The organism is Marinomonas rhizomae, assembly GCF_003315485.1.
Lineage (GTDB): Bacteria > Pseudomonadota > Gammaproteobacteria > Pseudomonadales > Marinomonadaceae > Marinomonas > Marinomonas rhizomae.
The window spans coordinates 221,276-246,249 of sequence record NZ_QNSE01000009.1 but is presented as its reverse complement, the minus strand read 5'-3'; the positions used below and the strand labels follow the sequence as shown (position 1 = coordinate 246,249).

The following is a 24,974-nucleotide window of genomic DNA, read 5'->3' as shown; positions in this document are numbered from 1 at the left end:
GCCAGCGTTCAATCTGAGCCATGATCAAACTCTTCAGTTAAAAAGTTTGCTTACTCAAAATCTATTACACTAACAATAACTTAATCAATTCATTGCCCCGAAGAACAATCAATCAACATAAAGCGAATTGACGTGTTAGACGTTTCGCAAGACTTCAATTTTTTTTGATCGTCTCGAATGATCTAAACCATCCGGACAATCTTCTGAAGCCTCCAGCGAGCGCCCACACAAATTATCTGATTATCTATTTTAAAGAGCGTTTGACAGCATCTTCAACTTGCTTACCTAAGTAAGTTGCTCACTTTCGTTTGCGTTGTTGTCCGTGTCAGTGGGTGCGTATAATACATTCCAAAATTTTCTATGCAAGCTCTTTTTTAAGTTTTCTTAAAATATTTTTTATACGTAGGGAGTGTAGGTATTTTCATTATTAATAAAGGCACCAAAAATACGGAAAAATAGACAGCCAACGAAATATCATCCTTAACCTGCCACCATAGATGGGCAATAACCCCTGCAGCGGCCAAGTACATTAGACGGTGAATCGGCTTCCACTTTTTCCCTAGTTTACGCATCATTACTTTTGTACTAGTTACGGCTAATATCGCCATAATCACCAAAGCCAAGGAGCCAACATAGATATATGGCTTTTCAATTAGGTCAGAACTAATCCATTTCCAACTCAACCCTGCAAATAAGACTAAATAAATAATAAAATGAAGCAAGGCATAAAAGAACGCTGTTATTCCAATAAATCGACGATAGCGGTTAATTCCTTTGAACAACTTCAATTTTCCAACCACTGTCATTGCCATAACAGCAACAACATAGACAGAAGCCCAAATACCACTCAACCTCATCAACAGCTTCCCAGGATCAGGAAAGTACTGCCCCATCAATAAAGACACAAGCATCCACATAAATGGCAAACAAAATAGAATCAATATATACGGTTTTTCTTTCCTATCCCAATATTTCAACACGCTAGTAATTCCTTTTCAAATCCATGCCGCTATATAGACCGGCAACGTCTTCCTCGTAACCATTAAACATTTTTGTCTCGATTACATTAGGAAAAAGTACGCCTCCAGGCAACCGGCGCTCCTGGGCTTGCGACCAACGAGGATGATCCACATTAGGATTCACATTAGCGTAAAAGCCATATTCATTTGGCGCTAACATATTCCATGTGGTTTCAGGCATGGTTTCAACAAAACGAATCTTCACAATAGATTTGATACTTTTGAAACCATACTTCCAAGGCAAAACTAGCCTAACTGGCGCACCGTTTTGATTTGGCAATATACTCCCGTACATACCAACAGCAAGTAAAGCTAATGGATGCATAGCTTCATCAATACGCAACCCTTCTCGATATGGCCAATCTAGCCCGCCACCTCGCTGACCTGGCATTTGCTTAGGATCATATAAGGTCTCAAAGTAAACATACTTTGCCTTGGACGTTGGCTCAAACCTCTTAAGGACTGTAGCAAGAGAAATACCAACCCAAGGAATAACCATTGACCAAGCCTCAACACAGCGAAGGCGATAAATCCGCTCTTCTAACATTGATTCCTTAATAATATCCTCTAAATCAAACACTCCTGTTTTGCCAGCCTCACCCTCTACTCTTATTGTCCACGGTGTAGTTTGAAACTGAGAGGACTTATCCTTAGGGTCACTTTTACCATAACCAAACTCGTAAAAATTATTGTAAGAAGAAGCGACATCGTAAGGAGAAATTTTATCCACCTTACCAAACGGTGTTTCAGCTATATTTGCAAAGGCAGATTTAAGAGAGGAAGGTGGAGACAAAGGATTCCCCTTTTGAGGAGCGGCAGCAACAGTACCAACGCCACCTATACCAAGAGCAATCACCCCAGACGCTTGCATAAATTGGCGACGGTTAAGGTATACAGACTGATCTGTCACTTCGAACTCAGAACTATCCGACCGCTTTTTATTTTTAATTAACATAGTAATTCCCTAGACACATCTTATTTGTACAGTTGACAGCAAACCTTTTTGAACGTTCCAAACAAAAAGAGCCTACTGACTTAGACGGCAGTAGGCTCTTTTTATTACAAAGGATTTTAGAAAAACTTTAACGTAACTTTTCCAAAAAGATACCAAGTACACCCCATAAACCATAGAGGCAAAAAACACTCATTAATACTAAAGCAGGCTCTAACGCGACTAGCACCAAAACTAAAACAGCAACGAGTAGTACAACAAAAGGGACGCGTCCTTTTAGGTTAAGGTCTTTAAAGCTACGATATTTCACATTACTGACCATCAACAAGCCAGTTATAGGAACAATCAACGCCATCAGCGTTGCCATGCTCTCGCCAGAAACCCCTTTATCATTAGCAGCCCAAATCACCCCTGCAACAAGAGCCGCAGCAGCTGGACTTGGCAAACCGGTAAAGTAACGCTTCTCCTCTACCCCAAGCATAGTATTAAATCTCGCTAGACGGAGTGCAGCACCAACGGCATAGATGAATGCCGCAATCCAACCAATTTTACCAAGTGGCGCCAATGACCAAGTAAATACAACGAGAGCAGGTGCAATGCCGAAAGAAACCATATCAGCCAGCGAATCATACTCAGCACCAAATGCACTTTGAGTATGAGTCAATCTAGCAACACGTCCATCCAAACCATCAAATATCATCGAAATAAATATCGCGACGGCAGCATGAGTAAAATCTTCATTCATTGCAGCAATAATGGAATAAAAACCTGAAAAAAGTGCCGCTGTAGTAAACAAGTTGGGTAGTAAATACACCCCTTTGTGAGGCTGTTTTTTTTCATCGCCGACATCCGTGTCTTCGATTTCATCAACTGGTGATTTTTTAATATCATCAATAGACATGTACAAGCCCTCCTTATTACAAGTGTTTATACAAGCTTAGCAAAAGAACGCTTAGCCACTTCTATTGTGTAATCTATATCTTCTTCCGTATGAGCTTGAGAAATAAACCCAGCCTCAAACGCTGCAGGGGCAAAATACACTCCCTCTTCCAGCATATAGTGGAAGAAGGCTTTAAATTTACCTAAATCACACTTCTGTACATCAGCAAATGTCTTAACTGCTTCCGCTTCTGTAAAGAAGAAACCAAACATTCCACCAACACTGACCACACAGAAAGGCACACCCGCATCATCTGCCGCTTTTTTCAGTCCTGACACCAGACGGTTTGCCTTGGAGCCTAAGAGCTGATGAAAGCCGCCTTCACTAATTTTATTTAAAACAGCCAAACCAGCCACCATAGCCACAGGGTTACCTGATAATGTTCCAGCTTGATAAACAGGTCCTAATGGAGAAATATGTTCCATTATTTCTCGCTTTCCACCAAATGCCCCCACAGGCATACCAGCTCCAATCACTTTACCTAACGTTGTCAGGTCGGGAACAATTCCAAAGTGATCCTGAGCACCACCAAGCGCGACACGAAACCCTGTCATAACCTCATCAAAAATTAGCACGGCACCAGATGCATCACAAACCCGACGTAAAGTTTCAAGAAAACCATCAATCGGTAAAATACAGTTCATATTGCCGGCTACAGGCTCAACAATGATACAAGCAATTTGATCACCAATCTCTGCAAAGCAGCGCGTAACTTCTTCAATATCATTGTATTGCAGTGTAATCGTATGTTGTGCCAAATCGGCAGGAACACCAGGGGAGTTTGGGACACCAAGCGTCAAGGCACCAGAACCTGCTTTTACAAGTAAAGAGTCGGAATGACCATGGTAACAACCTTCAAACTTGACGATTTTATCACGTCCGGTATAACCACGAGCCAAACGAATCGCACTCATCGTTGCCTCTGTGCCAGAGTTAACCATGCGCACCATATCCATAGAAGGAACAAGCTCGCAAACTTTCTCTGCCATAGTAATTTCAACTTCTGTCGGCGCACCAAAGCTCAAACCAAAGTCAAGCTGCTGTCTAACCGCATCTAGTACGTCAGGATGAGAATGACCTAAAATCATTGGCCCCCAAGAACCCACATAATCTATATAGCGCTTTTTATCTTCATCATAAACATAAGCACCCTCCCCACGCTGGAAAAATATAGGAGTACCGCCAACACCATTAAAAGCTCGTACTGGCGAATTAACACCTCCAGGAATACGATGCTGGGCACGCGTGTATAGATCTTCTGAACGACTCATATTTATTCAACCCCTATAACTGATAATTTACAAAAGCAAGCAACCTTCAATATAACAAGTAGCGTTGCCTACCTATAAAACTTTAACTAATAACCTAAAAGTAAGAACCTGTTGCAGAAATCTGCTACTGGTCACTTTTCAACAAAAATTGATCGAGACGATGACGAGAAACCAAACTCAAAGAAGAAGCAGAAACAGCGACCAACACTTCCGGCAAACCATGCTTCTGAAACCAACCTAGAATAGCTTCCAATGAAGCAGGCTCATCAATAACAGGGACAAGAGAAGACTCCAATGCTAAAGACAAATCCATTTTCATTCGGCTTTCCTCTGCAACCAGCCATAATTGAGGCCCTTGATCTAACATGCCTAATGCTTCTAATACAGCACTCCGTCGAACAAGACGGTGCTCATCTCCTACCTTGAAAACAGCATAGTCTACCATACTTGATGCTAAATCTTTTACCTGCTCAATAGGAACATACATAGGTAAGATTAGAACATTCTCAGCTACCGGCTTAACCGTATGCTGCCGCAAATAACGCTGAAAGGGGCTTATCGTGGAAGACATTCCCATAAAACTCAATCTTTCAACAAACACAGATTCTTGATGAAAAAACACTCGCACCAACAAACAAGCAAATACAATCACAAACAGTGCTGGAACAATAGTGGCTGGCGAATGAGTCATTTCTATAATGGCAACCAAAGCGGTTAGCGGCGCCTGAAAACAGGCGGCCATCATTGCCGCCATCCCTAACAAAGCGAATAAAGCCACATTCACGATACTACTATCGAATACCAAAGCAACCTGCGCACCAGCCAAACCACCAATAATAAAAGTCGGCCCTATCATTCCCCCAGGAATACCCAAACCGATTGTAAAAGCTGTTAGTAATGTCTTTACCAATATCAACACGAACAGAGAATATAGGATCAAATCGCCAGACAGCAAACGAGATAGAGACAGATAACCACTACCTAGAGCTTCTGGTATATAAATAGCAACCAGAGACGTAGCGACAGCCACTAATAAAAACCGCCACCAAACAGATAATCCACTTAAGCGCCAAAGCTTTTTTTGCGTATGAAGGAATAAAGCAGACAACAGTACAATGAAAATAACCAATACAGAACATGCAAAAAACAAGTCGATTGAAAGCAATACAGAAGAGATACTTTCGACACTAAAAATGTCCAGAGGACCAATAAAAAAATGGCTTACCAAGGTAGCGATAACGGAAGATAACAATACAGGTAAAACATAACGCTGTCGGTATTCCAAAAAAATCACTTCAAAAGCAAACAGAACACCAGCCAATGGTGTTTGGAATATTGCCGAAATGGCTCCAGCAACCCCGCAAGCCAACAAGGTTTCCACACCGTACTGAGGCAACTTTGCTTTTTCAGCCAAGTACCCACCGAGCGTCGCGCCAAGATGCACCGCAGGACCTTCCTTACCTATCGAAAGGCCACCCGCTAAACCAATGGCCGCAGAGAAAAATTGCACCACTGCATTCCAGACAGGCAAATTACCATGATGATAATTTAAACGCTCTACAACATAAGGCACACCAACCTTATGCAATCGATTCGGCAACACAGTAAAAAGCAGCGCCAAAGTAATACAAGCAACAAAAGAAAGCCCTACACGCCACTCAACCGCTAGCGATTCAAAAGAATCAAAGTCTGCCTCAATTAAATATCGAGTTGGCAAATAAATAACAACATAAAAAAGAGCCATCAAAAGCCCGCTTAGCAAGCCACACAAGGCACCAAGTACAGCTAAAAGCAATAGGTCATCATAAGACTTTGCTTTACTAGACCACCTTTCTCTTAAATTTAACCTTTTCAGAGCACGACCTCATTTTTGACTCGAACGAATTTTGTGCCTCATTCAATCAGCTATCAGATTAATTCGCAATTACTCTGATAGCGCCATTTACATGTAGCTCACCAACGATCCAAACGGTTTGATAAACACATATGTGTCACGATTTTATGAAGGTTCGGCCAACTATCCATTTCACTACGAATCACATTTAGGCGCGCCATAGAGCTTGCCTGAACTAATAGTAATAAATCCAAATCACCGCTAATAGAATGCGCTAGCTTTACCTCTGGAATAGTCTCAATTAAGGGTTGCACAAGGTCGCAAGACAAAGGCCTAAAAGTTAAGGCTAGATACGCCGTAACACCATCTTCTTTTGAAACCGAAGTGTGTGCGTGATAGCCCGTAATGGTTCGATTATCTTCCATGCGGCGAATACGCTCTGTCACCGCGGAACGAGACAAATTAATTTTTCGGCTTATATCTGAAACAGAAAGGCGAGCATCGTCTACCAATAAAGCTAGTATTTTTTGATCATAATGATCCGCCACCCAAACCCCCTTTTATTATTGGTCATTCAACTTGACGGTCATTCCGGCAAAATGCGCCTTAATGGGGTCAACTTGTATAGCGTATTACTGACGCGGGTATTTTATCCTTAGCGACAACAAATAGCAGCTACAGAATTTAACAAGTACAGGCAAACAAATGACCCAATACCAAAAAACTCTCGGCCCACTTCAAGGTATAGCAATGACAGTGACAACCTTTATTGGCACTGGCTTGATGATATTACCCGCCATGTCTGTTTCTCAGGCTGGATCTTTTGCTTTTTATGCTTGGCTAATCACCGCCACAATGATTATCCCCATTGCGTTCATTTTTGCTTTACTTGGCTCCAAATACCCTTCTGCCGGTGGAGCGTCTCACTATATTGGACGAGCATTTGGATCGCGCTATGAAAAAGCCGTTGGATGGCTATTTTTAAGCATCCTATTAGTTGGACCTGCCGTCGCAATCAAAGTCGCAGCAGCGTATTTGACCATTATATTTAAAACATCAGATGAATGGATTCTTGCTTTTAGTTTATTGACACTTGCTGGCATGCTTTTCTTTGCCATTGTAGGTATGCAAACCTCAGCCAGATTTCAAACGGGTATTGTCATTGTAATGATAGGCGCCATTTTATGGCTTTGCTTAATCGGTGATATTTTAGATAGCCGCCAAGTTATTGAAGCCCCTACAACGGCCTTTGAGTGGCAACAAACACTGTATGCTACAGGGGTTATATTCTGGTGCTTTTTAGGTATTGAAGTCATGGCGCATATGGGCGCTGAATTCAAAAACCCAAGCAGAGATTTTCCAATCGCCTTATTAGGCGGTATCACCATCGTTATTCTTGCTTACCTATGTTTAGTGCTGCTCATTGCGTGGCACCACACTTATGGTGATGAAGTCACTAACAGTCAATCTTTAGCACTTTTAGTAAGCAAACTAATGGGCGAAACCAGTAGCCGATTCTTTGCTGTGGGAGCTTATATTATCTCTTTCGCCAACGTAGCCATTTATATCTTAGGTTTTTCTCGCATGGTGCAATCTATGGCACAGCAAGGTGCCTTACCTAAAGCCTTTATCGGGCTGAATAAAAATGGCGCACCTGAAAAGGCAGTATTACTGGTTGGTTTCATTACTCTATTTTCGATTGTATTTTCAGAGACCTCAGGCTGGAAAATGTCATGGTTTATCGAAATGACAAACGGCAGTTTTTTGCTTATTTACACACTGACCTGCATTGCGACTTTCAAGCTAGTCAATCGTGCCGCTCAACTATTGGCTACCATTGCTCTAATAAGCTGTGGCTGTATGGTGTTTTTCATTGGTCAAAGCATGCTGTTCGCTGTAATCGCTTTCTGCTTGGCTCTCAGTTACGAATATTTACGATCACCAAAAAGTCCGACCAAAGGTTCAAATCTTCATGTACAATAACGGACATTGATATCATCATTTATAAAGCAACGACGATTTCGTTGAGTTCAGTAGGAGAGATTTTATGCCATTATTAGACAGCTTTCGTGTCGACCACACTAGAATGGATGCGCCAGCCGTTCGTGTCGCTAAATCCATGTCCACCCCTAAAGGTGACGACATCACAGTGTTTGATTTACGCTTCTGTGTGCCAAATGAAGAAATCCTTTCTGAAAAAGGCATTCACACACTAGAACACTTGTTTGCGGGTTTCATGCGTGAGCATCTAAATAGCGACAACGTTGAGATTATCGACATTTCGCCAATGGGCTGCAGAACTGGTTTCTATATGAGCCTGATCGGCACCCCCTCTGAAAACACTGTTGCCAAGTCTTGGAAAGCAGCAATGGAAGACGTATTAAAAGTAAAAGCTAAAGCCGATATTCCAGAGCTTAACGAATATCAGTGCGGCACTTACGAAATGCACTCCCTAGAAGAAGCACAAAAAATCGCACAAATGATTCTAAGCCGCGATGTAAAAGTAAACAGCAATGAAGAACTGTACCTAAGCGAAGAGTTCTTGAAAGAACACAGCTAAGGATTGTAGCTGCATACAAAATAAAAAAGGTGACCGAGTGTCACCTTTTTTATTTGAACTTAATACTACGATTTTTTTATGAGCGTGTTGTCGTTGCTAAAAAAGCACTCGCTGCAACAAACACACTCCCCATACCGCGATTGAGGTTTTTCATAGCTTTAGGACTGCGAATCAAACGACGAATCTGTTTACCACTCATCGCATAAAGATAAGCCGCAATAAACTCTGTACAGCAAAAGGTTAATCCCATCCAGAAAAATTGCATAGGAACAGGCTGATTAAGATCAAGTAGCTGAGGAAAGATAGCTGTAAAAAGCAAAACGGCTTTAGGATTACCAATCGCTACCAAAAACTCTTGGCGCATTCTCGCAAAATGTCCGCGCTTTGCTTTGGTTCCCACTTCACTCTCATGCTCTTCAAGCACTATGGCCGCACTGCGCCAGGTTTTAATGCCAACATAAAATAAATAAGCAACACCAAACCATTTAATGACACTAAACCAAAAGGTAGAAGACACAATGATCGCCCCCAAACCGAGGGCAGAAACCAGCATCAAAATACTAAACGCCAGATTTCGACCAACGACCGCAATCACCGCTTTAGTCGCTCCAACCTGAATACCATTATGCATAGCGGTAAAATTATTTGGGCCAGGGCCTAAAGAAAGCAGCATTAACAATGGCGCAGTAGCCAACCAAACACTGAATGTCATAACAATAAATTCTCTTAAAATTGAGCGTGAAGTGGTCTAAATTGACAGTCAAATTTGACCATGAAATTTGGCGCAACTGTACAGCCAAATAATTCACCTGTCAGCCTATTTTTTTAACCTTTTTAATGATACATAAATGACTATATCAAGATGCTCGAGAATCAATTAGTAGCACTAGATATAAATAAAGCAAAAACCTAAATTTACCTTTATATCCAAAGCAAAAGATTTGAATAACCTTTTCTTTCCTCTGTGGAAACTCAGCCCTTCTCCGTAAAATACCTAGCCATTATCAATGACCCGAGGTTAGTTATGTCAATTGCACACATTTTTTTATGGGCCACCGCCGCCATTTGGGGCTTTGCCTTTGTCGCCCAAAGCGTTGGTATGGAAAGCCTCGGGCCACATAGTTTCAACGCTGTTCGCTTTCTATTGGCAACATTATCTCTCTTACCCTTGTTGTTAATTTTTAAGCCCAAACAACCCCAAAACAATCGAAATCTTTGGTTAGGCGGCCTCGCAGCAGGAAGTTGTTTATTTTTGGGCTTTACGTGCCAACAAATAGGCTTGCAATACACAACAGCCGGGAATGCAGGCTTTATTACGAGCATGTATATAGTGTTTGTGCCGATATTAGGACTTATACTCGGACATAAAACCGAGAAACATACTTGGATTGGAGTAGGGCTAGCACTAATTGGACTCTATAGCTTAACGGTTGGTCCAAACCTATCGATTAACAAAGGCGATGCTATTGCATTACTAGGCACCCTTTTTTGGACAGGTCATGTATTAATTATTGGTTATTTATCTCGCGCTGTATCAGCTTTACCTCTTTCAATCGTACAATTTTCAGTGGCAACTATCTTAGCTACTATCGCAGCTCTTACACTAGAAACCCCCACACTTGAGGGCATTAAAATAGCTTGGTGGCCTTTGGTCTATGCTGGTGTTGCCTCATCCGGTATTGCATTCACCCTGCAAACTCTAGGGCAAAAAAATGTTTCACCGAGCATAAGCGCGCTAATCCTCTCATCTGAAGCGGTATTTGCCGTACTAGGCGGTTGGATATTTATGGAAGAAGTACTTTCCACTCGCGCTTTAATTGGTTGTGGTTTTATCATGACCGGAATGATCATAAGCCAATGGCCACGCAGCAAGCCCGTCACGGTAAAAGCAGCAGTCAGCTAACTGTCTTGGGCGATATTTAATGGCATGATGCGTTTCACTGGTGTTGTCATTATCATCATAGTATTAGTATCGCTCAAATCGATTAACCGCTCCAAAAGCGCATCAAGCTTAGACATAGATTTCACACCTACTTTGAGCACAAAAGCATAAGGCCCTGTTACATTGTAGCATTCAATCACTTCGCCCAAACTCATAATGAGCGTTTTAAATTCGCGTTCCTTAGTACGATAAACTTGGCATTCAACCAAAGCAGTAATAGGGATTCCCACTTTCTCCAAGTTAACTTGAGCGCTATAGCCAGTAATCACGCCAGACTCTTCTAACTTCCTAATTCGCTCAGCCACTGCAGGTGCAGTGAGATGCACCAATTTACCTAATTCTGCATAGGTCAAACGTCCATTTTGCTCCAATAATTCAAGCAACTTCCAATTCGTTTTATCCATTTACCCCTCACTTCACGCACATCATTTACGCATAAAAAAGCCGCGGAAAGCGCGGCTTTTTAGTCTATCGATAAGGTAACTACAAGAGCAGTAGACGATTACAAAGACAATGTCTTTTCACCACGTGCGATACCTGACACACCTGTTCGAACCACTTCAAGCAAATGAGCGCCACCCAATGCCTGCAGAAATCCGTCTAGTTTATCTGACTCGCCAACAATTTGAACCGTATAAATAGACGGTGTCATATCAACAATGTTGCCGCGAAAAATATCAACGGTGCGTTTCACTTCAGCACGCTGAGCACCAGTAGCTCGAACCTTAACCAGCATCAGTTCTCGCTCAATGTGCTGACCTTCGGTCAAGTCCACCAGCTTCACCACATCAATCAACTTATTAAGTTGCTTGGTGATTTGCTCAACGACTTGATCTGAACCAAATGTCGTCAATGTTAGACGAGACAAGGTCGGATCATCCGTCGCCGCTACGTTTAATGATTCGATGTTAAAGTTACGCTGTGAGAACAAACCCACTACGCGCGACAAAGCACCCGGCTCGTTTTCCATCAATACAGAAATAATATGTCGCATATTAGGTACGCTCCGTCTTGCTCAAGAACATATCACGCATAGAGCCGCGAGGCACTTGCATCGGATATACATGCTCTTCTGGGTCCACGTAACAGTTAATGAAGACCAACTGATCTGTCATCGCAAACGCTTCTTCCATCTTGGCATCGAGTTCATCTTTGGTTCGAATTTCAACATACTTGTGACGATAAGCGTCCATCAGCACTTTGAAATCCGGCAATGAATCCATGTAGGAGTTCGAATAACGGCCTTCATAGTTCATGTCTTGCCACTGGCGGACCATGCCCAAATAACCATTATTCAAACACAAGATTTTAACCGGTAAACCATATTGCAAGCAGGTAGAAAGCTCTTGAATATTCATCTGAATACTGCCTTCACCTGTTACACAAACTACGGTTTCTTTCGGGAAGTTCATCTTCACACCCATAGCAGCAGGAAGACCAAAGCCCATCGTACCAAGACCACCAGAGTTCACCCAGCGATTTGGCTTATCAAACTTGTAGTATTGCGCTGCAAACATTTGATGCTGACCTACATCAGACGCAACAAAAGCATCGCCTTTCGTGGCACGCCAGCATGCTTCAATCGCAGCCTGCGGCTTAATTTTCTCGCTGCTCGTATCATAACGACCACCATGCACTAAACGCCATTCATTGATTTGCTTCCACCAACCAACCAGCGCTTCAGTATTTGAACTTTGGCCTTCAACCAAAGATAACATTTCTTCCAGTACCTGACTAACAGGGCCAACAATCGGCACATCTGAACGAATGGTTTTAGAAATAGCGGCAGGGTCAATATCAATGTGAATAATTTTTGCGCTAGGGCAAAATTTATCAGGGTCATTTGTTACGCGGTCATCAAAACGAGCACCAACAGCCAATATCACATCACTGTGATGCATTGTCATATTCGCTTCGTACGCACCATGCATACCCAACATACCAACAAACTGCTCATCAGTTCCAGGGTATCCACCCAAGCCCATCAAAGTATTGGTGACAGGTACGTTCAAAGATTTAGCCAGCTTTACCAAAGAATCGGACGCTCCACCCATAATTACGCCACCACCGGCATAGATGATTGGACGCTTAGCGGCTAACAGCAAATCAACTGCTTTTTTGATCTGGCCACTGTGACCCTTTGTCGGTGGTGTGTAGGAGCGAATAGAAACAGATTCTGGATATTTATATTCGTACTTATCACCAGGCATGGTCATGTCTTTTGGCACATCAATCACAACAGGACCTGGACGCCCTGTGCTCGCAATATGATAGGCTTTTTTCATGATCATAGGAATTTCAGAAGGATGCTTAACCGTAAAACTGTGTTTTACGATAGGACGTGAAACACCGACCATATCGGTTTCTTGAAAGGCATCTTCACCGATCAGATAACTCATCACCTGACCACAAATAATGACCATGGGTATAGAGTCCATATAAGCTGTCGCAATACCAGTAACAGTATTGGTTGCACCAGGTCCAGATGTTACGAGAACCGTACCAGCCTTGCCAGTAGCTCGTGCATAGCCATCCGCCATGTGCGTTGCAGCTTGTTCATGCCTAACCAGAATATGCTTTACGTCAGACTGACGATGCAAAGCATCGTAAATATGAAGTGCGGCTCCACCTGGATAACCATAGATATATTCAACTCCCTCATCTTTGAGGAAGCGGGCGATCATTTCACCACCGGATAATAACTCCACCTTGTTACCCTCTATAGTATTTATCTGTCTTTTAATTTTAGTACAGCTATTGTAACCGCATAAGACAAACAGATTAAAGTTGATAGAACGAAGTTTCTAAACTAACTGAGGTAACTTCTAAAAATAAGGAACATTTATCTAAAAGTAAGAAACACTCAAACGCAAGAAATCGCAGTTTTTACACTGCCCGCGTCTTTTCGCGAGGAGAAGCGTAAGATAACAATATTGCGTCATTCTACACTTGTGCTTATCAGAACGAATCTGACTGAGATGAGCTAGTGGCCCATAAAAAGGAGTCATCGACAGGGTGTTGCCGAATTATATAGTTTTTCATTTTGTCTTTGTACCTCAGATTTGTCAACACAAAGCGCATAAAAACTTGCTCTAAACTACGCTTCATGGTGTCATAGCGGCATAAATTGATTAGGAGTTTTACCATGGCTAATGAGCTTAACCAACAACGAGTTATTGATGAGTTTTCACGCTGTTTTCGTAAAATGCTTATGGATCCTGAACTCGCTGGAGAATTAGTCCGTATCGCTAAAGAAAATATCAACCAGCCAAATGCTTATCAACGTATTGCAGAAGAAGTGTCAAACCAAACAACGATTAAAATCCAAGAGGAACACACGGAAGCCGATCGTAAGTTCATCAAACTATTGATGGATGTGGTGAAAGGCGACTCTCAACTTTACTAATTTTTTGTTCTTTACGCTAGGCGGCTTTTTAGCCTAGCGTCTAATGTTTTGGTACTCTCTTGCTTCCTTCGTTTTTATCCAGTCCAGAAGAATTAAAGCAACTTGCTGATGAGATTAAATCGTGGGCAGTGGAATTTGGCTTTGCCGAAGCCCGTATTGTCGAGCCCGATCTTGCGCAATACAAAGACGAATTTAATGAATGGCTTAATAATCAATATCATGCCGGTATGGATTACCTTGCCAATCATGGCGATATGCGCTTTTACCCAGAAAAATTACATCCTGGAACTCGTCGTGTTATTTCCCTTCGCATGCATTATCTTCCCCAATCAGTTGAAACAGTCGAAAGACTAAAAACAAAAGACAAGGCTTATATTGCACGCTACGCATTGGGGCGAGATTATCATAAATTAATTCGCAAACGCCTTACTCAATTGGCCAAAAAAATAGAGCAAAAAGTCGGTAATCATGGTTATAGAGCGTTTGTTGATAGCGCACCAATTCTGGAAAGACAAATTGCGGAACAAGCTGGCATGGGCTGGATTGGCAAAAATACTCTTTTGCTAACACCAAAGGCTGGCAGTTGGTTCTTGCTTGGTGAAATATTTACTAACTTGCCACTGCCTGTCGACAAGCCAACTGAAACCAGACATTGTGGGAGCTGTACCGCGTGTTTAACTCAATGTCCAACCGATGCTTTTGTTGAGCCTTGGGTACTTGATGCTAGAAAATGCATTTCTTATCTCACCATTGAGCATAAAGGTCCCATTCCAGAAGAACTGCGCAGTAAAATGGGCAACCGAATTTTCGGTTGTGACGATTGCCAACTCGTTTGCCCTTGGACCAAATTTGCGAAATACACTGAAGAAAACGACTTTCAGCCAAGACATAACTTAGACTCAGCCAATCTGGTCGAACTGTTTGAGTGGGATGAAGAAACTTTCTTAAAGAACACCGAAGGCTCTCCAATTCGTCGAACAGGATTTGAGAATTGGCGTAGGAATATTGCTATCGCACTTGGAAACGCACCAACGAGCCAGGCCACCACCCAAACACTCGAAAATGCACTTCCTCACGCCTCTGAATTAGTAAAAGAGCACATAGTTTGGGCGTTAAAACAGCACAACCTTTGACAAACGGCTTATCAGTTAAAAACTAACGAGAATAGCGCAATAATCCTTCCTGAGCAGTTGAGGCGACAAGTTCCCCTTTCTGATTAAAAATTTGTCCGCGAACAAATCCTCGGCCAGAATTAGCTGATGGCGAATCTGCCACATAAAGCAACCACTCATCCAACCTAAATGGACGATGAAACCAGATAGCATGGTCCAAACTGGCCACAGTCAGGTAAGGACTACCGATTGAAATACCATGAGGCATTAATGCAGTTTCAATAAACCCATAATCCGTTGTGTAGGCAAGCATAGATTGATGAATTAACGAATCATCAGGCAAGGCTGACACGCTACGAATCCACATGTGACGTTTCGCTATTCCTGGACGGGGGCGAAATGGATTCTGATTCTCTACAATTCGATATTCAATGGGGCGATCTGCAGTAAATAAATCACGTACTTTAGACGGAATTTCATCGGCGTGTTCTCGATAAAGTGACAACTCTGATTTAAATGACTCAGGTCCTGGAACATTTGGCATTGCATCTTGATGATCCAATCCCTCTTCAGTTATATGAAAAGATACCGTCATAGCCAAAATACTTTTACCAAATTGTGAAGCAATCACTCGTCTAACGCTGAAACTGCCACCGTCACGCACCACCTCTACATCATATTCAATGGGATGAGCCGAATCCCCTGGGCGCAAAAAGTAACAATGTAAAGAATGAGGGAATCGCCCTTCAACCGTCTGAGTCGCAGCACTCAAACCTTGACCGATAACCTGACCACCAAACAGCTTAGGGAAACCAATATCCTGACTACGACCAATAAACTGAGTAGCCGACACACGCTCTAATTTTAATAATCCAATTAGATGATTAACGACTTGATTCACCACTATCCTCCTAGTTAATAGAATGGTTTCTATTATGCCGCCTTTCCACAATAGCCCGAACAAAAAAATACCATAAACTAAAAGAATACCCAGAATATGATCTAATTTTTTCAGCGCTTTGCTAAAATGAGTTTTTTTTGCTTTGATGGACACCTAACTCACGGGGTAATGTCTCTTGGTAATGTCCGCTTTAATTGATCCATTTGGTCGAAAAATAGACTATCTACGCATCTCAGTCACTGACAGGTGTGATTTTCGCTGTACCTATTGCATGGATGAAGATGTCACTTTTATGCCTAGAGACCATATATTGTCTTTAGAAGAAATTGTTCATGTAGCAAAAACCTTTATTGCAATGGGCACTAAGCGAATTAGAATTACAGGCGGCGAACCTTTAGTACGTAAAAATATCCTTTGGGCCTTAGAACAAATAGCCAACACTGACGGTTTAGAAGAACTAACGATAACCACCAATGGCTCTCAACTTTATAAAATGGCACAAAGTCTACTCAACGCAGGCGTATCTCGTATTAACATTAGCCTCGACACATTAAAAGCAGAGCGATTTTACACGCTAACTCGTCGAGATAAATTCCAACAAGTGATCGACGGCATAGAAGCCGCCAGTAAACTGCCCTTTAAACGCTTAAAGATTAACAGCGTCATGCTGAAAAATCATAACGATGATGAGCTTTTTGATCTTGCTAAATTTGCTTTAGATCGCAAAATGGACATCAGCTTTATTGAAGAAATGCCACTTGGCGTAATAACCAACCATAATCGTGCCGCAACCTATTTATCTAGCGACAATGTCATAGAGGCACTCAGTCAACAATATACTCTCACGCCAAGCTCGACGACCACCAGCGGACCAACTCGCTATTATCAAGTAGCTGATTATGAACATAAAATTGGTGTTATCTCGCCACATAGCCATAATTTTTGCGACACCTGTAATCGTGTTAGATTAACCGCAGAAGGCCGCTTACTACTCTGCCTAGGCAATGAACATTCAAAAGACTTAAAAACTGTACTGCGCAATAGTGCATATTGCTCAACGGCATTCGGGTCAAAAAACCATGATTCAACAGAGCTAAAAAGTGCAATTATTGACGCACTAGCACTCAAACCTGAAAAACATCATTTTAATCTCGATGAAGCCCCGCAAATTTTACGCTTTATGAGCGCAACAGGAGGCTAACAAGGAATTCCCATGGCTAAAACACCAACACCTTTTCGACCACTAAATATTTGCGTCTTAACTGTTTCCGATACACGATCTATTGCTGAAGATACATCCGGTGATGCACTTATTGAACTACTCTGCAAAGCGGGTCATACACTAAATGAAAGGAAGCTAGTGAAAGACGATGTTTATCAAATGCGTGCCGTTGTATCAAATTGGATTGCCGACAAAGAAACTCATGTGGTTTTAATTACTGGTGGAACAGGCTTCTATTCACGTGACAGCACTCCAGAAGCCATGACGCCACTATTCGATAAAACCATCGAAGGCTTTGGTGAACTGTTTCGACAAATATCCTATACAGAAATAGGCACATCCACCATTCAATCACGTGCCATTGCTGGATTAGCTAACCAAACATTGGTGTTCTGTTTACCTGGCTCCACAGGTGCCTGTAAAACCGCATGGAATGGTATTTTAGAAGAGCAACTTAATGCCTCTCATAGACCCTGTAATTTTGTCAGTATGCTGATTGGCCCACTCTCAACTAACCTGCACGGGGCATAACGGATATGTCAACCTTACTTGCCTTTGAAGACGCACTAGAAGAAATTAAGCACAGTGCTAATGTTTGTGTAGAACAGCAGACAGTCCCTCTTATAAATGCAGTTGGACGCATTTTAGCGGCGAATGTAATCGCTGGAATATCGGTGCCTCCTCACGACAATAGCGCAATGGATGGCTACGCACTCGCTTTTTCAGATTGGCAAGCTGGAAAATATTTTAGCATCAGCCAACGCATAGCAGCAGGGCAACACCCAGAACCACTTCTACCTGGAACCTGTGCTCGCATTTTCACTGGTGCTAATATCCCAGCTGGTGCAGATACCGTAATCATGCAGGAAAATGCTCAGCTAGCAGGAGATAAAGTCGCTTTCAATGCTCAACCAAGTATCGCCGACAACGTTCGTCCTAAAGGACAAGACATGCAAGTTGGGCAAACAGTAATCAAAGCAGGTGAGAAAATTACGCCAATACATATTGGTCTTCTCTCTAGCCTTGGTATCACTGACGTTGTCGTCTATAAGCAATTAAATGTTGGAATACTAACAACAGGTGACGAGCTAGTTCCGATTGGTGAGAACCTAAAGGCAGGACAAATCTATAATTCAAACGGCCCGATGTTGAGTGCTCTTGTTACTCACGCCGGCCACAATGTCAGTCATTGCATTCACGCTGCCGATACCCTAGAAGATACAAAAGCTGCACTTAAAGTATTAATGCAATCTTGCGACATTATTCTATCCTCTGGCGGCGTCTCTGTCGGTGAAGAAGACCACGTGAAAGGAGCCTTAGACAAGTTGGGGAAAGTGCATTTATGGAAGATAGCCATAAAGCCAGGTAAACCACTTGTCCATGCAACACTGCAAGGCACCCCTTTTCTTGGCTTACCAGGAAACCCCAGCTCGACCTTGGTAACCTATCATTGGTTCGCTCGTCTTTTACTGTCTATTTGTTCAGGTCAAATTACCGAACTACCCCAATCTTATCTTGTTGATGCAGGTTTCAACCGGAATAAAATAATCCAACGAGATGAATTTTTGCGAGTTTCCATTGGAAAAGACGGATTAGCTTACGCTCACCCACAACAAAGCTCAGGTGCCCTTCTCGCTGCATCTGAGAGTCAAGGCTACTTGCACGTCAAAGCAAACACACAAGTAGAGTACGGGCATTCTTACCCTTTTTATCCTTTCTCTGCTTTCTAACTTCTCTCTTTCTTCATAACTCGCCTACATTTAGAGAGCAGCGTTCTAAAAACCACTACGCTGCTCTCTATATGTAAAGGGTACTAAAAACAATGAGCACTCAAAAGAGGTAAGAAATGAGAGACCTAGAATGGGAAAAATCCCTATATGAACATCAGCATATGATGATAAAGCGACTCGATCTTTTTAGAAAAGGAGCGCAAATGGTCGCATATTCGAAAGATGAAACAATGGTAATAGAGCATTCTTTTCAGTTGCTTGTTGCCTCTATGCTTGACCTTGCTCGTTATGTGCTAAAGCACCATTATAAGATTGAAATATCATCACGCAAAGAAGTGTTAAATGCGCTTATTGTAAATAAAGACGTGACGTATGAACAAGCAGAGCAAATAAGATCTTTAATCATGTTAAGAGATAAAATTCTTTATGATTATTTAGACGAAAATTTTTCAGATCTAAAAGAAGCAATGACTCTCAGGCGCTACAGCCTTGTGGAAGTATTAACAAAAGAATGGATAACTCGCCTATCAAATCCATCTTGATAGGCGCCAAATATCTAAATTAATCTGAGGCGTCAAGAAAAGCTTGTCGCAATAACCCACGAAACCAAATATGGGCGGCGTCATGCTGAAAACGTTCATGCCAAATCATTGAATAATCAAATTCACGTGAAGCAAAAGGCAATTCGTGCACAATTATTTCAGATACCGTAGCCGCCATATCTTCCGCAAACAACTTTGGAACAGTCAATAATAAATCACTGTCCATTACCACTCTTGCGGCCGGCACGAAATTAGGCAAATGCACCGCAACATGACGCTTATGGCCTATTTTTTCCAGCTCTCGATCAACCGCGAAATACTCTCGACGGCCTAAGACAACTTGTACATGGCTTGCCTGTAAATAACTTTCTAAGGTTAGTTTGTCTTGAATACCTGGATGATCTTTGCGGGCCAAGCACACCATACAGTCACTCTTCAAACGCATAGCCCGAATACCTGCAGGAGGCTCTTTAGACAATACGGCAACCGCGACATCGATGCTCGTCTGATCCAGTTCGGCCACCATTTCTTCGTTCCAAGATTTTACATCCAAAATAGCATCAGGCGCATTTTGTCGAAACTGATCCAGAATTTTAGGCAAAACCGTTAAGGTGCCGAAATCTGTGGTTGAGAGGGTAAAACGCCGTTTACTACTTTGAGGGGTAAACTCACTGGGTTGGATAAGACTTTCAAGCCCCTTTAACGTGTCCGCTAATAGTGGCGCTAAATTCTGCGTTTTAGCTGTAGAAGATAAACCATGGGAGGTACGAATAAACAGAGGGTCATCAAATACATCACGCAAACGTGATAATGACCGACTAACAGCAGGCTGAGAAACATTAAGCCGAGTAGCTGCTTTGGTAACATTCAGCTCTTCAATTAAAACTTGAAAAACATACAATAGATTTAGGTCTATATCAGACAAACGTATTTCTGACAAAACAACACCCCAGCAAAGCTTGTTATAATTATAACTTAGAATCATAACAAGCTTTTGAAAGTGACAATAGCAGTCTCTATCACATACTCAAAAAAACACGTTAGTGTTTTAACAAACAGAAACGTCTGAGACTAAAAGCAATAACTAAACTGACAACTCACGTATCTGCGCAGAGGTCATCCCAAGCAAGTACAAAATTCCGTCTAAGCCAAGATTGTTCATTGGGCATGGAGCCCGCTCTCGAACCAGCGGCTTAGCGTGTAAAGCCACTCCCAGAGCAGCATGATTCAGCATCAACAAATCGTTAGCGCCATCACCACAAGCAATCGTCTGTTGCCAATCAACATTCTGTGCGGCAACAATATTTGTCAAAAGTAACTTTTTACGTTCTCCATCAACAATATCACCCAAATACTTGCCTGTTAGTTCATTGTTTTGAATTTCTAAGACATTCGCATGCACTTCAGTCATTCCATATTCAGCTTGGATACGATCGGCAAAATACGTGAAGCCACCCGATAAAATGGCAGTATGCCAGCCATAATGGTGCAACACCTTCATCAAGGTTGAAATGCCATCCATATGCTGAATTCTGTTATAAACCCCATCCATAACCTCGCTATTCAAACCTTTTAGCAGAGCTAAACGCTGTACAAAGCTTTCAACAAAATCGATTTCACCGCGCATAGCACTCGCAGTCACGGCGGAGATTTGCTCACCTATTCCTGCGTCAACCGCCAATTCATCCATGACTTCTGCCTTAATAAGGGTCGAATCCATGTCAAACACAGCAACTCCCGGAACCTTAACATCTAGCATTGACGACTGATAAATATGATCAATACCAGTATCATTAGATAATTTTAACAGCTCAGCACGAATAGAAACGGGGTTAAGTTCACTGTCACCCAGCGTACATTGCGCCACAGAAATGGCGTCTTGGGCATCTGACAGCAGGCGAGTCTGACTCTGCAGGCCTCGCGCGTCTAACCAAGTGTTAAATTTATCAAGATATTCAGGGTTCAAAGAACCAATAAGAGTAATACTGGCAGACATAAAAGCTCCTAATTCAATAAGACGCCTACTATAACAAATCGTTTTCTTTTCGCTAAGCACCTGTTCTACTTTAAAGAATTCAGAAAATGGCCGTTATGATGTGTATACTTTAGTCATTGTTCTACGAGTTACCCCAAAGGAAGTTAATGGATACCCAACCGAAAACTAAGGCTATTACTGCATTTATACGCAAAAAACTGAGTGCGTCTGCCATTACCCTTACCACCTTTATCTCGCTGATAATATTAACCGTGTGCATCTTTTGGTACACGATGACTCATGCGTTAGGCAATTATTTATCTCAACAAACAGAAGTATTAGGCAGCAGCTTAGCCACTCAAGCCGCCTTTAACGCTACGCAGTCTATCTTAAACAACGATTTATTAAGCTTGAATGTTTTACTCAATCGACTCGTTGTTGATGATAATATTTTAAGCGCTCGGGTCTTCAATAAAAAAGACGAATTGCTAGCCGAAGCGAACAGTGGTAACTCAGGCATGCAATCCGAACAAGATTTTCGGCCTAGTGATACTCGAAGAGTATATAGTTCCAGCATCAAATTCAGAGACGAAATTGTTGGCCATGTATTAATTACGCTAGACAAAACACCAGCTCAAGCAACATTGCAACACCTAACTAATCTACTAATTGGTGTGGCCATATTTGTCTGCACCATTGCATTACTCTTAGTTATTTTAATGACAAAATGGCTTTTCGAACCAATCAATGAAGCCTCCTCAGCCCTTCTAAACTACAGTAAGGGACGAAAACCGCACAAATTATCATTTCCGAAATACAAAGAAGTCAAAACACTATTTCAGATGATTGAAACGATTCAATCCATTGAAAGACCTAAAGAAGAGACAGAAGAACCAATCAAAACAGAAGAAAGCATCTCTCCTGTAGCAAAACCTCAATTTGAAATAAATTTTGACGCTATTTTCGAAGAGTCTAGACAACGTAGTTGTGTTCTCTATTTTGATATACTGAATTTAGAAGAATGGCACAAAGACATGACACCACTGCAAGTAGCTAATTTACTAACACCAGTCTACCGGGCAATATTTCAAGCTAGTGAGGTCTACTTAGGCCAAGTTCATCAGTACAAAAACGATTCGGCAATCGTCCTTTTTAGCGCACATGACTGCGAAGATAGCCTTTATATTAATGCCGTCAGTACCGCGCAGCTATTTCTGGGGTTAGTCGATAAATTATTAGATAACGAGCTCTACGCAGACATCCCTAAACTCAATTTTCACTTAGGGTTACATCAAGGCAACACTCAGATTACCACTATGGTGAAAGAAAATTGCTTTGAGCCAGATAGAATAGAAACCCTGTTAACGAATATTCATCAGCTCAGCAAGTCAGCAAGTATTAACAAACTCGTTATTAGCGACGACATATTTACCCTATCCCACATTCAAAATCGCGTCTTTACAGGACTGCCTGAAGTTATTGAAGATAATGACAACGAAATTCTGGCCTATGAAGTAAAAGGCATGTCTGATAAATATAAACAAAAAATCCATCAGCATATTCTTGAGATCTCCAGCCCAGAAGAGCCAAAAGACAGCTAGCTATAACCTTTCCATGTAAACTCTAAAAAAATAGCCCGCATTTTTAGCGGGCTTTTTATGTTCTATATTTTATATCGGAACCCTAGTCATCAAATCGAATAACATCATCTAAAGACAAGCCTTCTTTATCCATAATTAAGCGCAGTTTTCGTAGTGCCTCAACTTGAATCTGTCGAACACGCTCACGTGTTAAACCGATTTCAGCCCCAACGTGCTCTAGCGTACTCGCTTCATGCCCACGTAAACCAAAACGACGTGTAATGACCTCACATTGCTTTTCGCTCAACTCGTCAAGCCACATCTCAATACTCTGTAACACATCGCCATCTTGACGATCCGCTTCTGGACCTTGATGAAGTGTATCCGCTAAAATTTCAACTAAACTCTTGTCGTTATTATCGCCCCCGAACGTGGCGTCAATAGAGCTAACCTTTTCATTCAGGCCAAGCATTTTTTGAACATCTTCTACAGGGCAATCTAGCATATCTGCAATTTCTTCAGCACTAGGCTCGTGATCTAGTTTTTGCGTTAGCTCACGAGCAGCACGTAGATAAACATTAAGTTCTTTTACAACATGAATAGGCAAACGTATGGTTCGAGTTTGATTCATGATAGCGCGCTCAATAGTTTGTCGTATCCACCAAGTCGCATAGGTTGAAAACCTAAACCCACGCTCGGGATCAAACTTTTCTACGGCTCGGATCAGGCCTAAATTGCCTTCTTCGATTAAATCCAACAGAGATAAACCGCGATTAAGGTAACGCCGAGAGATCTTAACCACCAAACGTAAATTACTTTCTATCATGCGCTTACGCGCTTTCTGATCGCCCTTTAGTGAAAGGCGCGAAAAATACACTTCTTCCTCAGCCGTTAGCAATGGAGAAAAGCCAATTTCACTCAAATACAACTGTGTAACATCAAGGTTTCGACTAGATTCAGCATCGGCATAACGAGCACTTACAGCCGACTCAAACTCTTCATCAACCAACTCCTCATCAGTGGTTGCACTTTCAAGAAGATCATCATCCAGTGCATCAAGATCAAAGTCTCCAACGTTCGAAACCTTAGTTGCTTCTTTATCCATATTTGCAAACTTCATGTCCCCTCCTTAAAACGCCAATTTCGCTTAATTCATTTTGGGCAAAACATCTTGTGGATCAATCGGCTGGCCATCTCGACGCACCTCAAAGTGAAGTAATGGCCTATCGTTTCCCTTACCACCAATAACAGCAAGAGAATCACCAGCTCGAACATTTTGCTTCTCTTTTACTAAGATTCTTTCGTTATACGCATAAGCACTCAAATAGACATCACTATGCTTCACGATAACAAGGTTGCCATAACCAATAAGACCACTGCCAGCATAAACAACTGTTCCATTAGCTGCGGCTTTGACTAACGCTCCTTGCTCGGCCTTTATGTCTATACCTTTACTACTAACGCCGGCATTTGAAAACCCCCTTGTCACTTCCCCCTTCACAGGCCAAGCCCAATCACCTGATATTTTTTCGCCTTTCGTGTCGCTTTTAGGTAATTTTCTAGCCACCTTAGTAGAAACAACAGGAGCAGGTTTAGAGGGAATATTCTTTGGTGTTGAAACGATTAAAGGGGCACTGGATTTCGCTTTTTTAGCAACACTAGGGGGCGTTTTTTGAACACCATTCAGACGGATTTTCTGTTTGGGATAAATAGTATATGGAGAATTAATCCTGTTTGCTTCGGCAAGTTCTCGATAGTCCAATCCATAGCGGAAAGCAATAGAGAAGAGGGTTTCACCGCTTTGAACACGATGAATGCCCGAGGAAGGAATAGAAGAAACACTGGCATTATTGGAGGCGTAAGTACGGCTACCTTTGTCAGGATAATGCAGCAATTCATAAGAGCATCCAGATAACAAAAAACATAAAAAAACAAGCCGACTGATTTGCCAAGCCGGCGATGAAAAATCATGATTTTTAAAGACGCAA

25 protein-coding genes are annotated in these 24,974 nt (G+C 42.0%); 10 read left to right on the top strand and 15 right to left on the bottom strand.

Annotated elements, in window-relative coordinates; translation table 11 throughout:
• Positions 1 to 374: 374 nt before the first annotated feature.
• From msrQ to DFP80_RS13515, 6 genes are all read right to left on the bottom strand, one after another.
• Complete coding sequence (gene msrQ, locus DFP80_RS13540) at positions 375 to 980, bottom strand: protein-methionine-sulfoxide reductase heme-binding subunit MsrQ (protein ID WP_241560261.1); 606 nt, start codon at positions 978 to 980, stop codon at positions 375 to 377.
• Position 981: 1 nt separating this feature from the next.
• A complete protein-coding gene (gene msrP, locus DFP80_RS13535) occupies positions 982 to 1,974 on the bottom strand; it encodes a protein-methionine-sulfoxide reductase catalytic subunit MsrP (protein ID WP_113917331.1) in 993 nt (330 codons plus the stop codon).
• 127 nt (positions 1,975 to 2,101) lie between these two features.
• Positions 2,102 to 2,872: a CDP-diacylglycerol--serine O-phosphatidyltransferase gene (gene pssA, locus DFP80_RS13530; RefSeq protein WP_113917330.1), complete on the bottom strand. Its 771-nt coding sequence runs from the start codon at positions 2,870 to 2,872 to the stop codon at positions 2,102 to 2,104.
• A 26-nt stretch (positions 2,873 to 2,898) separates the two neighbouring features.
• Positions 2,899 to 4,182, bottom strand: a complete 1,284-nt coding sequence (gene hemL, locus DFP80_RS13525) for a glutamate-1-semialdehyde 2,1-aminomutase (RefSeq protein WP_113917329.1) — start codon at positions 4,180 to 4,182, stop codon at positions 2,899 to 2,901.
• 124 nt (positions 4,183 to 4,306) lie between these two features.
• A complete protein-coding gene (locus DFP80_RS13520; RefSeq protein WP_241560260.1) occupies positions 4,307 to 5,926 on the bottom strand; it encodes a chloride channel protein in 1,620 nt (539 codons plus the stop codon).
• 209 nt (positions 5,927 to 6,135) lie between these two features.
• Positions 6,136 to 6,564, bottom strand: a complete 429-nt coding sequence (locus tag DFP80_RS13515; protein ID WP_113917327.1) for an Lrp/AsnC family transcriptional regulator — start codon at positions 6,562 to 6,564, stop codon at positions 6,136 to 6,138.
• A 157-nt stretch (positions 6,565 to 6,721) separates the two neighbouring features.
• Here DFP80_RS13515 and yjeH point away from each other — a divergent pair, with 157 nt between their 5' ends.
• Together yjeH and luxS are read left to right on the top strand one after the other, a co-directional pair.
• The gene (gene yjeH / locus DFP80_RS13510; protein WP_113917326.1) at positions 6,722 to 7,999 is read left to right on the top strand and encodes an L-methionine/branched-chain amino acid transporter; all 1,278 of its coding nucleotides are present in this window, start codon (positions 6,722 to 6,724) and stop codon (positions 7,997 to 7,999) included.
• Between the two features lie 64 nt (positions 8,000 to 8,063).
• A complete protein-coding gene (luxS, locus tag DFP80_RS13505; protein ID WP_113917325.1) occupies positions 8,064 to 8,576 on the top strand; it encodes an S-ribosylhomocysteine lyase in 513 nt (170 codons plus the stop codon).
• Positions 8,577 to 8,652: 76 nt separating this feature from the next.
• On the opposite strand, the gene DFP80_RS13500 is transcribed toward luxS, so the two are convergent.
• Complete coding sequence (locus DFP80_RS13500; RefSeq protein WP_113917324.1) at positions 8,653 to 9,288, bottom strand: LysE family translocator; 636 nt, start codon at positions 9,286 to 9,288, stop codon at positions 8,653 to 8,655.
• A 312-nt stretch (positions 9,289 to 9,600) separates the two neighbouring features.
• Here DFP80_RS13500 and DFP80_RS13495 point away from each other — a divergent pair, with 312 nt between their 5' ends.
• Positions 9,601 to 10,479 carry a DMT family transporter gene (locus DFP80_RS13495; protein ID WP_113917323.1) on the top strand — a complete coding sequence of 293 codons (879 nt, stop codon included), beginning with the start codon at positions 9,601 to 9,603 and terminating at the stop codon, positions 10,477 to 10,479.
• On the opposite strand, the gene DFP80_RS13490 is transcribed toward DFP80_RS13495, so the two are convergent.
• The 3 genes from DFP80_RS13490 to DFP80_RS13480 all read right to left on the bottom strand — a co-directional run bounded on the left by DFP80_RS13490 (position 10,476) and on the right by DFP80_RS13480 (position 13,226).
• Positions 10,476 to 10,922: an Lrp/AsnC family transcriptional regulator gene (locus DFP80_RS13490; RefSeq protein WP_113917322.1), complete on the bottom strand. Its 447-nt coding sequence runs from the start codon at positions 10,920 to 10,922 to the stop codon at positions 10,476 to 10,478. The genes DFP80_RS13495 and DFP80_RS13490 overlap by 4 nt on opposite strands.
• 98 nt (positions 10,923 to 11,020) lie before the next feature.
• Complete coding sequence (gene ilvN / locus DFP80_RS13485; protein ID WP_110577225.1) at positions 11,021 to 11,512, bottom strand: acetolactate synthase small subunit; 492 nt, start codon at positions 11,510 to 11,512, stop codon at positions 11,021 to 11,023.
• Position 11,513: 1 nt separating this feature from the next.
• Positions 11,514 to 13,226, bottom strand: coding sequence for an acetolactate synthase 3 large subunit (locus DFP80_RS13480; protein WP_113917321.1), 1,713 nt, complete (start codon positions 13,224 to 13,226; stop codon positions 11,514 to 11,516).
• 437 nt (positions 13,227 to 13,663) lie between these two features.
• Here DFP80_RS13480 and DFP80_RS13475 point away from each other — a divergent pair, with 437 nt between their 5' ends.
• Both DFP80_RS13475 and queG read left to right on the top strand, forming a co-directional pair.
• Entirely contained in the window at positions 13,664 to 13,924 is a 261-nt protein-coding gene (locus DFP80_RS13475; RefSeq protein ID WP_113917320.1) for a hypothetical protein, read from the top strand.
• Positions 13,925 to 13,983: 59 nt separating this feature from the next.
• A complete protein-coding gene (gene queG / locus DFP80_RS13470) occupies positions 13,984 to 15,057 on the top strand; it encodes a tRNA epoxyqueuosine(34) reductase QueG (RefSeq protein ID WP_113917319.1) in 1,074 nt (357 codons plus the stop codon).
• A 22-nt stretch (positions 15,058 to 15,079) separates the two neighbouring features.
• Here queG and DFP80_RS13465 read toward each other — a convergent pair whose 3' ends face one another.
• On the bottom strand, positions 15,080 to 15,937 hold the full coding sequence (locus tag DFP80_RS13465) for an acyl-CoA thioesterase (protein WP_113917346.1): 858 nt from the start codon (positions 15,935 to 15,937) through the stop codon (positions 15,080 to 15,082).
• Positions 15,938 to 16,118: 181 nt separating this feature from the next.
• Here DFP80_RS13465 and moaA point away from each other — a divergent pair, with 181 nt between their 5' ends.
• The 4 genes from moaA (at position 16,119) to DFP80_RS13445 (ending at position 19,431) form a co-directional block, all read left to right on the top strand.
• Positions 16,119 to 17,138, top strand: coding sequence for a GTP 3',8-cyclase MoaA (gene moaA, locus DFP80_RS13460; RefSeq protein ID WP_206610594.1), 1,020 nt, complete (start codon positions 16,119 to 16,121; stop codon positions 17,136 to 17,138).
• A gap of 12 nt (positions 17,139 to 17,150) precedes the next feature.
• Positions 17,151 to 17,690, top strand: coding sequence for a molybdenum cofactor biosynthesis protein B (gene moaB, locus DFP80_RS13455; RefSeq protein ID WP_113917317.1), 540 nt, complete (start codon positions 17,151 to 17,153; stop codon positions 17,688 to 17,690).
• 5 nt (positions 17,691 to 17,695) lie between these two features.
• Positions 17,696 to 18,889 carry a molybdopterin molybdotransferase MoeA gene (locus DFP80_RS13450; protein WP_113917316.1) on the top strand — a complete coding sequence of 398 codons (1,194 nt, stop codon included), beginning with the start codon at positions 17,696 to 17,698 and terminating at the stop codon, positions 18,887 to 18,889.
• Positions 18,890 to 19,005: 116 nt separating this feature from the next.
• Positions 19,006 to 19,431: a hypothetical protein gene (locus DFP80_RS13445; protein WP_113917315.1), complete on the top strand. Its 426-nt coding sequence runs from the start codon at positions 19,006 to 19,008 to the stop codon at positions 19,429 to 19,431.
• Positions 19,432 to 19,450: 19 nt separating this feature from the next.
• On the opposite strand, the gene DFP80_RS13440 is transcribed toward DFP80_RS13445, so the two are convergent.
• Positions 19,451 to 20,371 (bottom strand): LysR family transcriptional regulator, encoded by a 921-nt coding sequence (locus DFP80_RS13440; RefSeq protein WP_241560258.1) that lies wholly within the window; start codon positions 20,369 to 20,371, stop codon positions 19,451 to 19,453.
• Positions 20,372 to 20,515: 144 nt separating this feature from the next.
• Positions 20,516 to 21,427: a phosphoserine phosphatase SerB gene (gene serB, locus DFP80_RS13435; RefSeq protein WP_113917313.1), complete on the bottom strand. Its 912-nt coding sequence runs from the start codon at positions 21,425 to 21,427 to the stop codon at positions 20,516 to 20,518.
• A gap of 146 nt (positions 21,428 to 21,573) precedes the next feature.
• On the opposite strand from serB, the gene DFP80_RS13430 reads away from it, so the two are divergent.
• A complete protein-coding gene (locus DFP80_RS13430; RefSeq protein WP_113917312.1) occupies positions 21,574 to 23,007 on the top strand; it encodes a YtjB family periplasmic protein in 1,434 nt (477 codons plus the stop codon).
• A gap of 82 nt (positions 23,008 to 23,089) precedes the next feature.
• On the opposite strand, the gene rpoS is transcribed toward DFP80_RS13430, so the two are convergent.
• Together rpoS and DFP80_RS13420 are read right to left on the bottom strand one after the other, a co-directional pair.
• Positions 23,090 to 24,106, bottom strand: coding sequence for an RNA polymerase sigma factor RpoS (rpoS, locus tag DFP80_RS13425; protein ID WP_113917311.1), 1,017 nt, complete (start codon positions 24,104 to 24,106; stop codon positions 23,090 to 23,092).
• A gap of 27 nt (positions 24,107 to 24,133) precedes the next feature.
• Positions 24,134 to 24,880: a peptidoglycan DD-metalloendopeptidase family protein gene (locus DFP80_RS13420; RefSeq protein ID WP_241560257.1), complete on the bottom strand. Its 747-nt coding sequence runs from the start codon at positions 24,878 to 24,880 to the stop codon at positions 24,134 to 24,136.
• Positions 24,881 to 24,974: the final 94 nt, after the last annotated feature.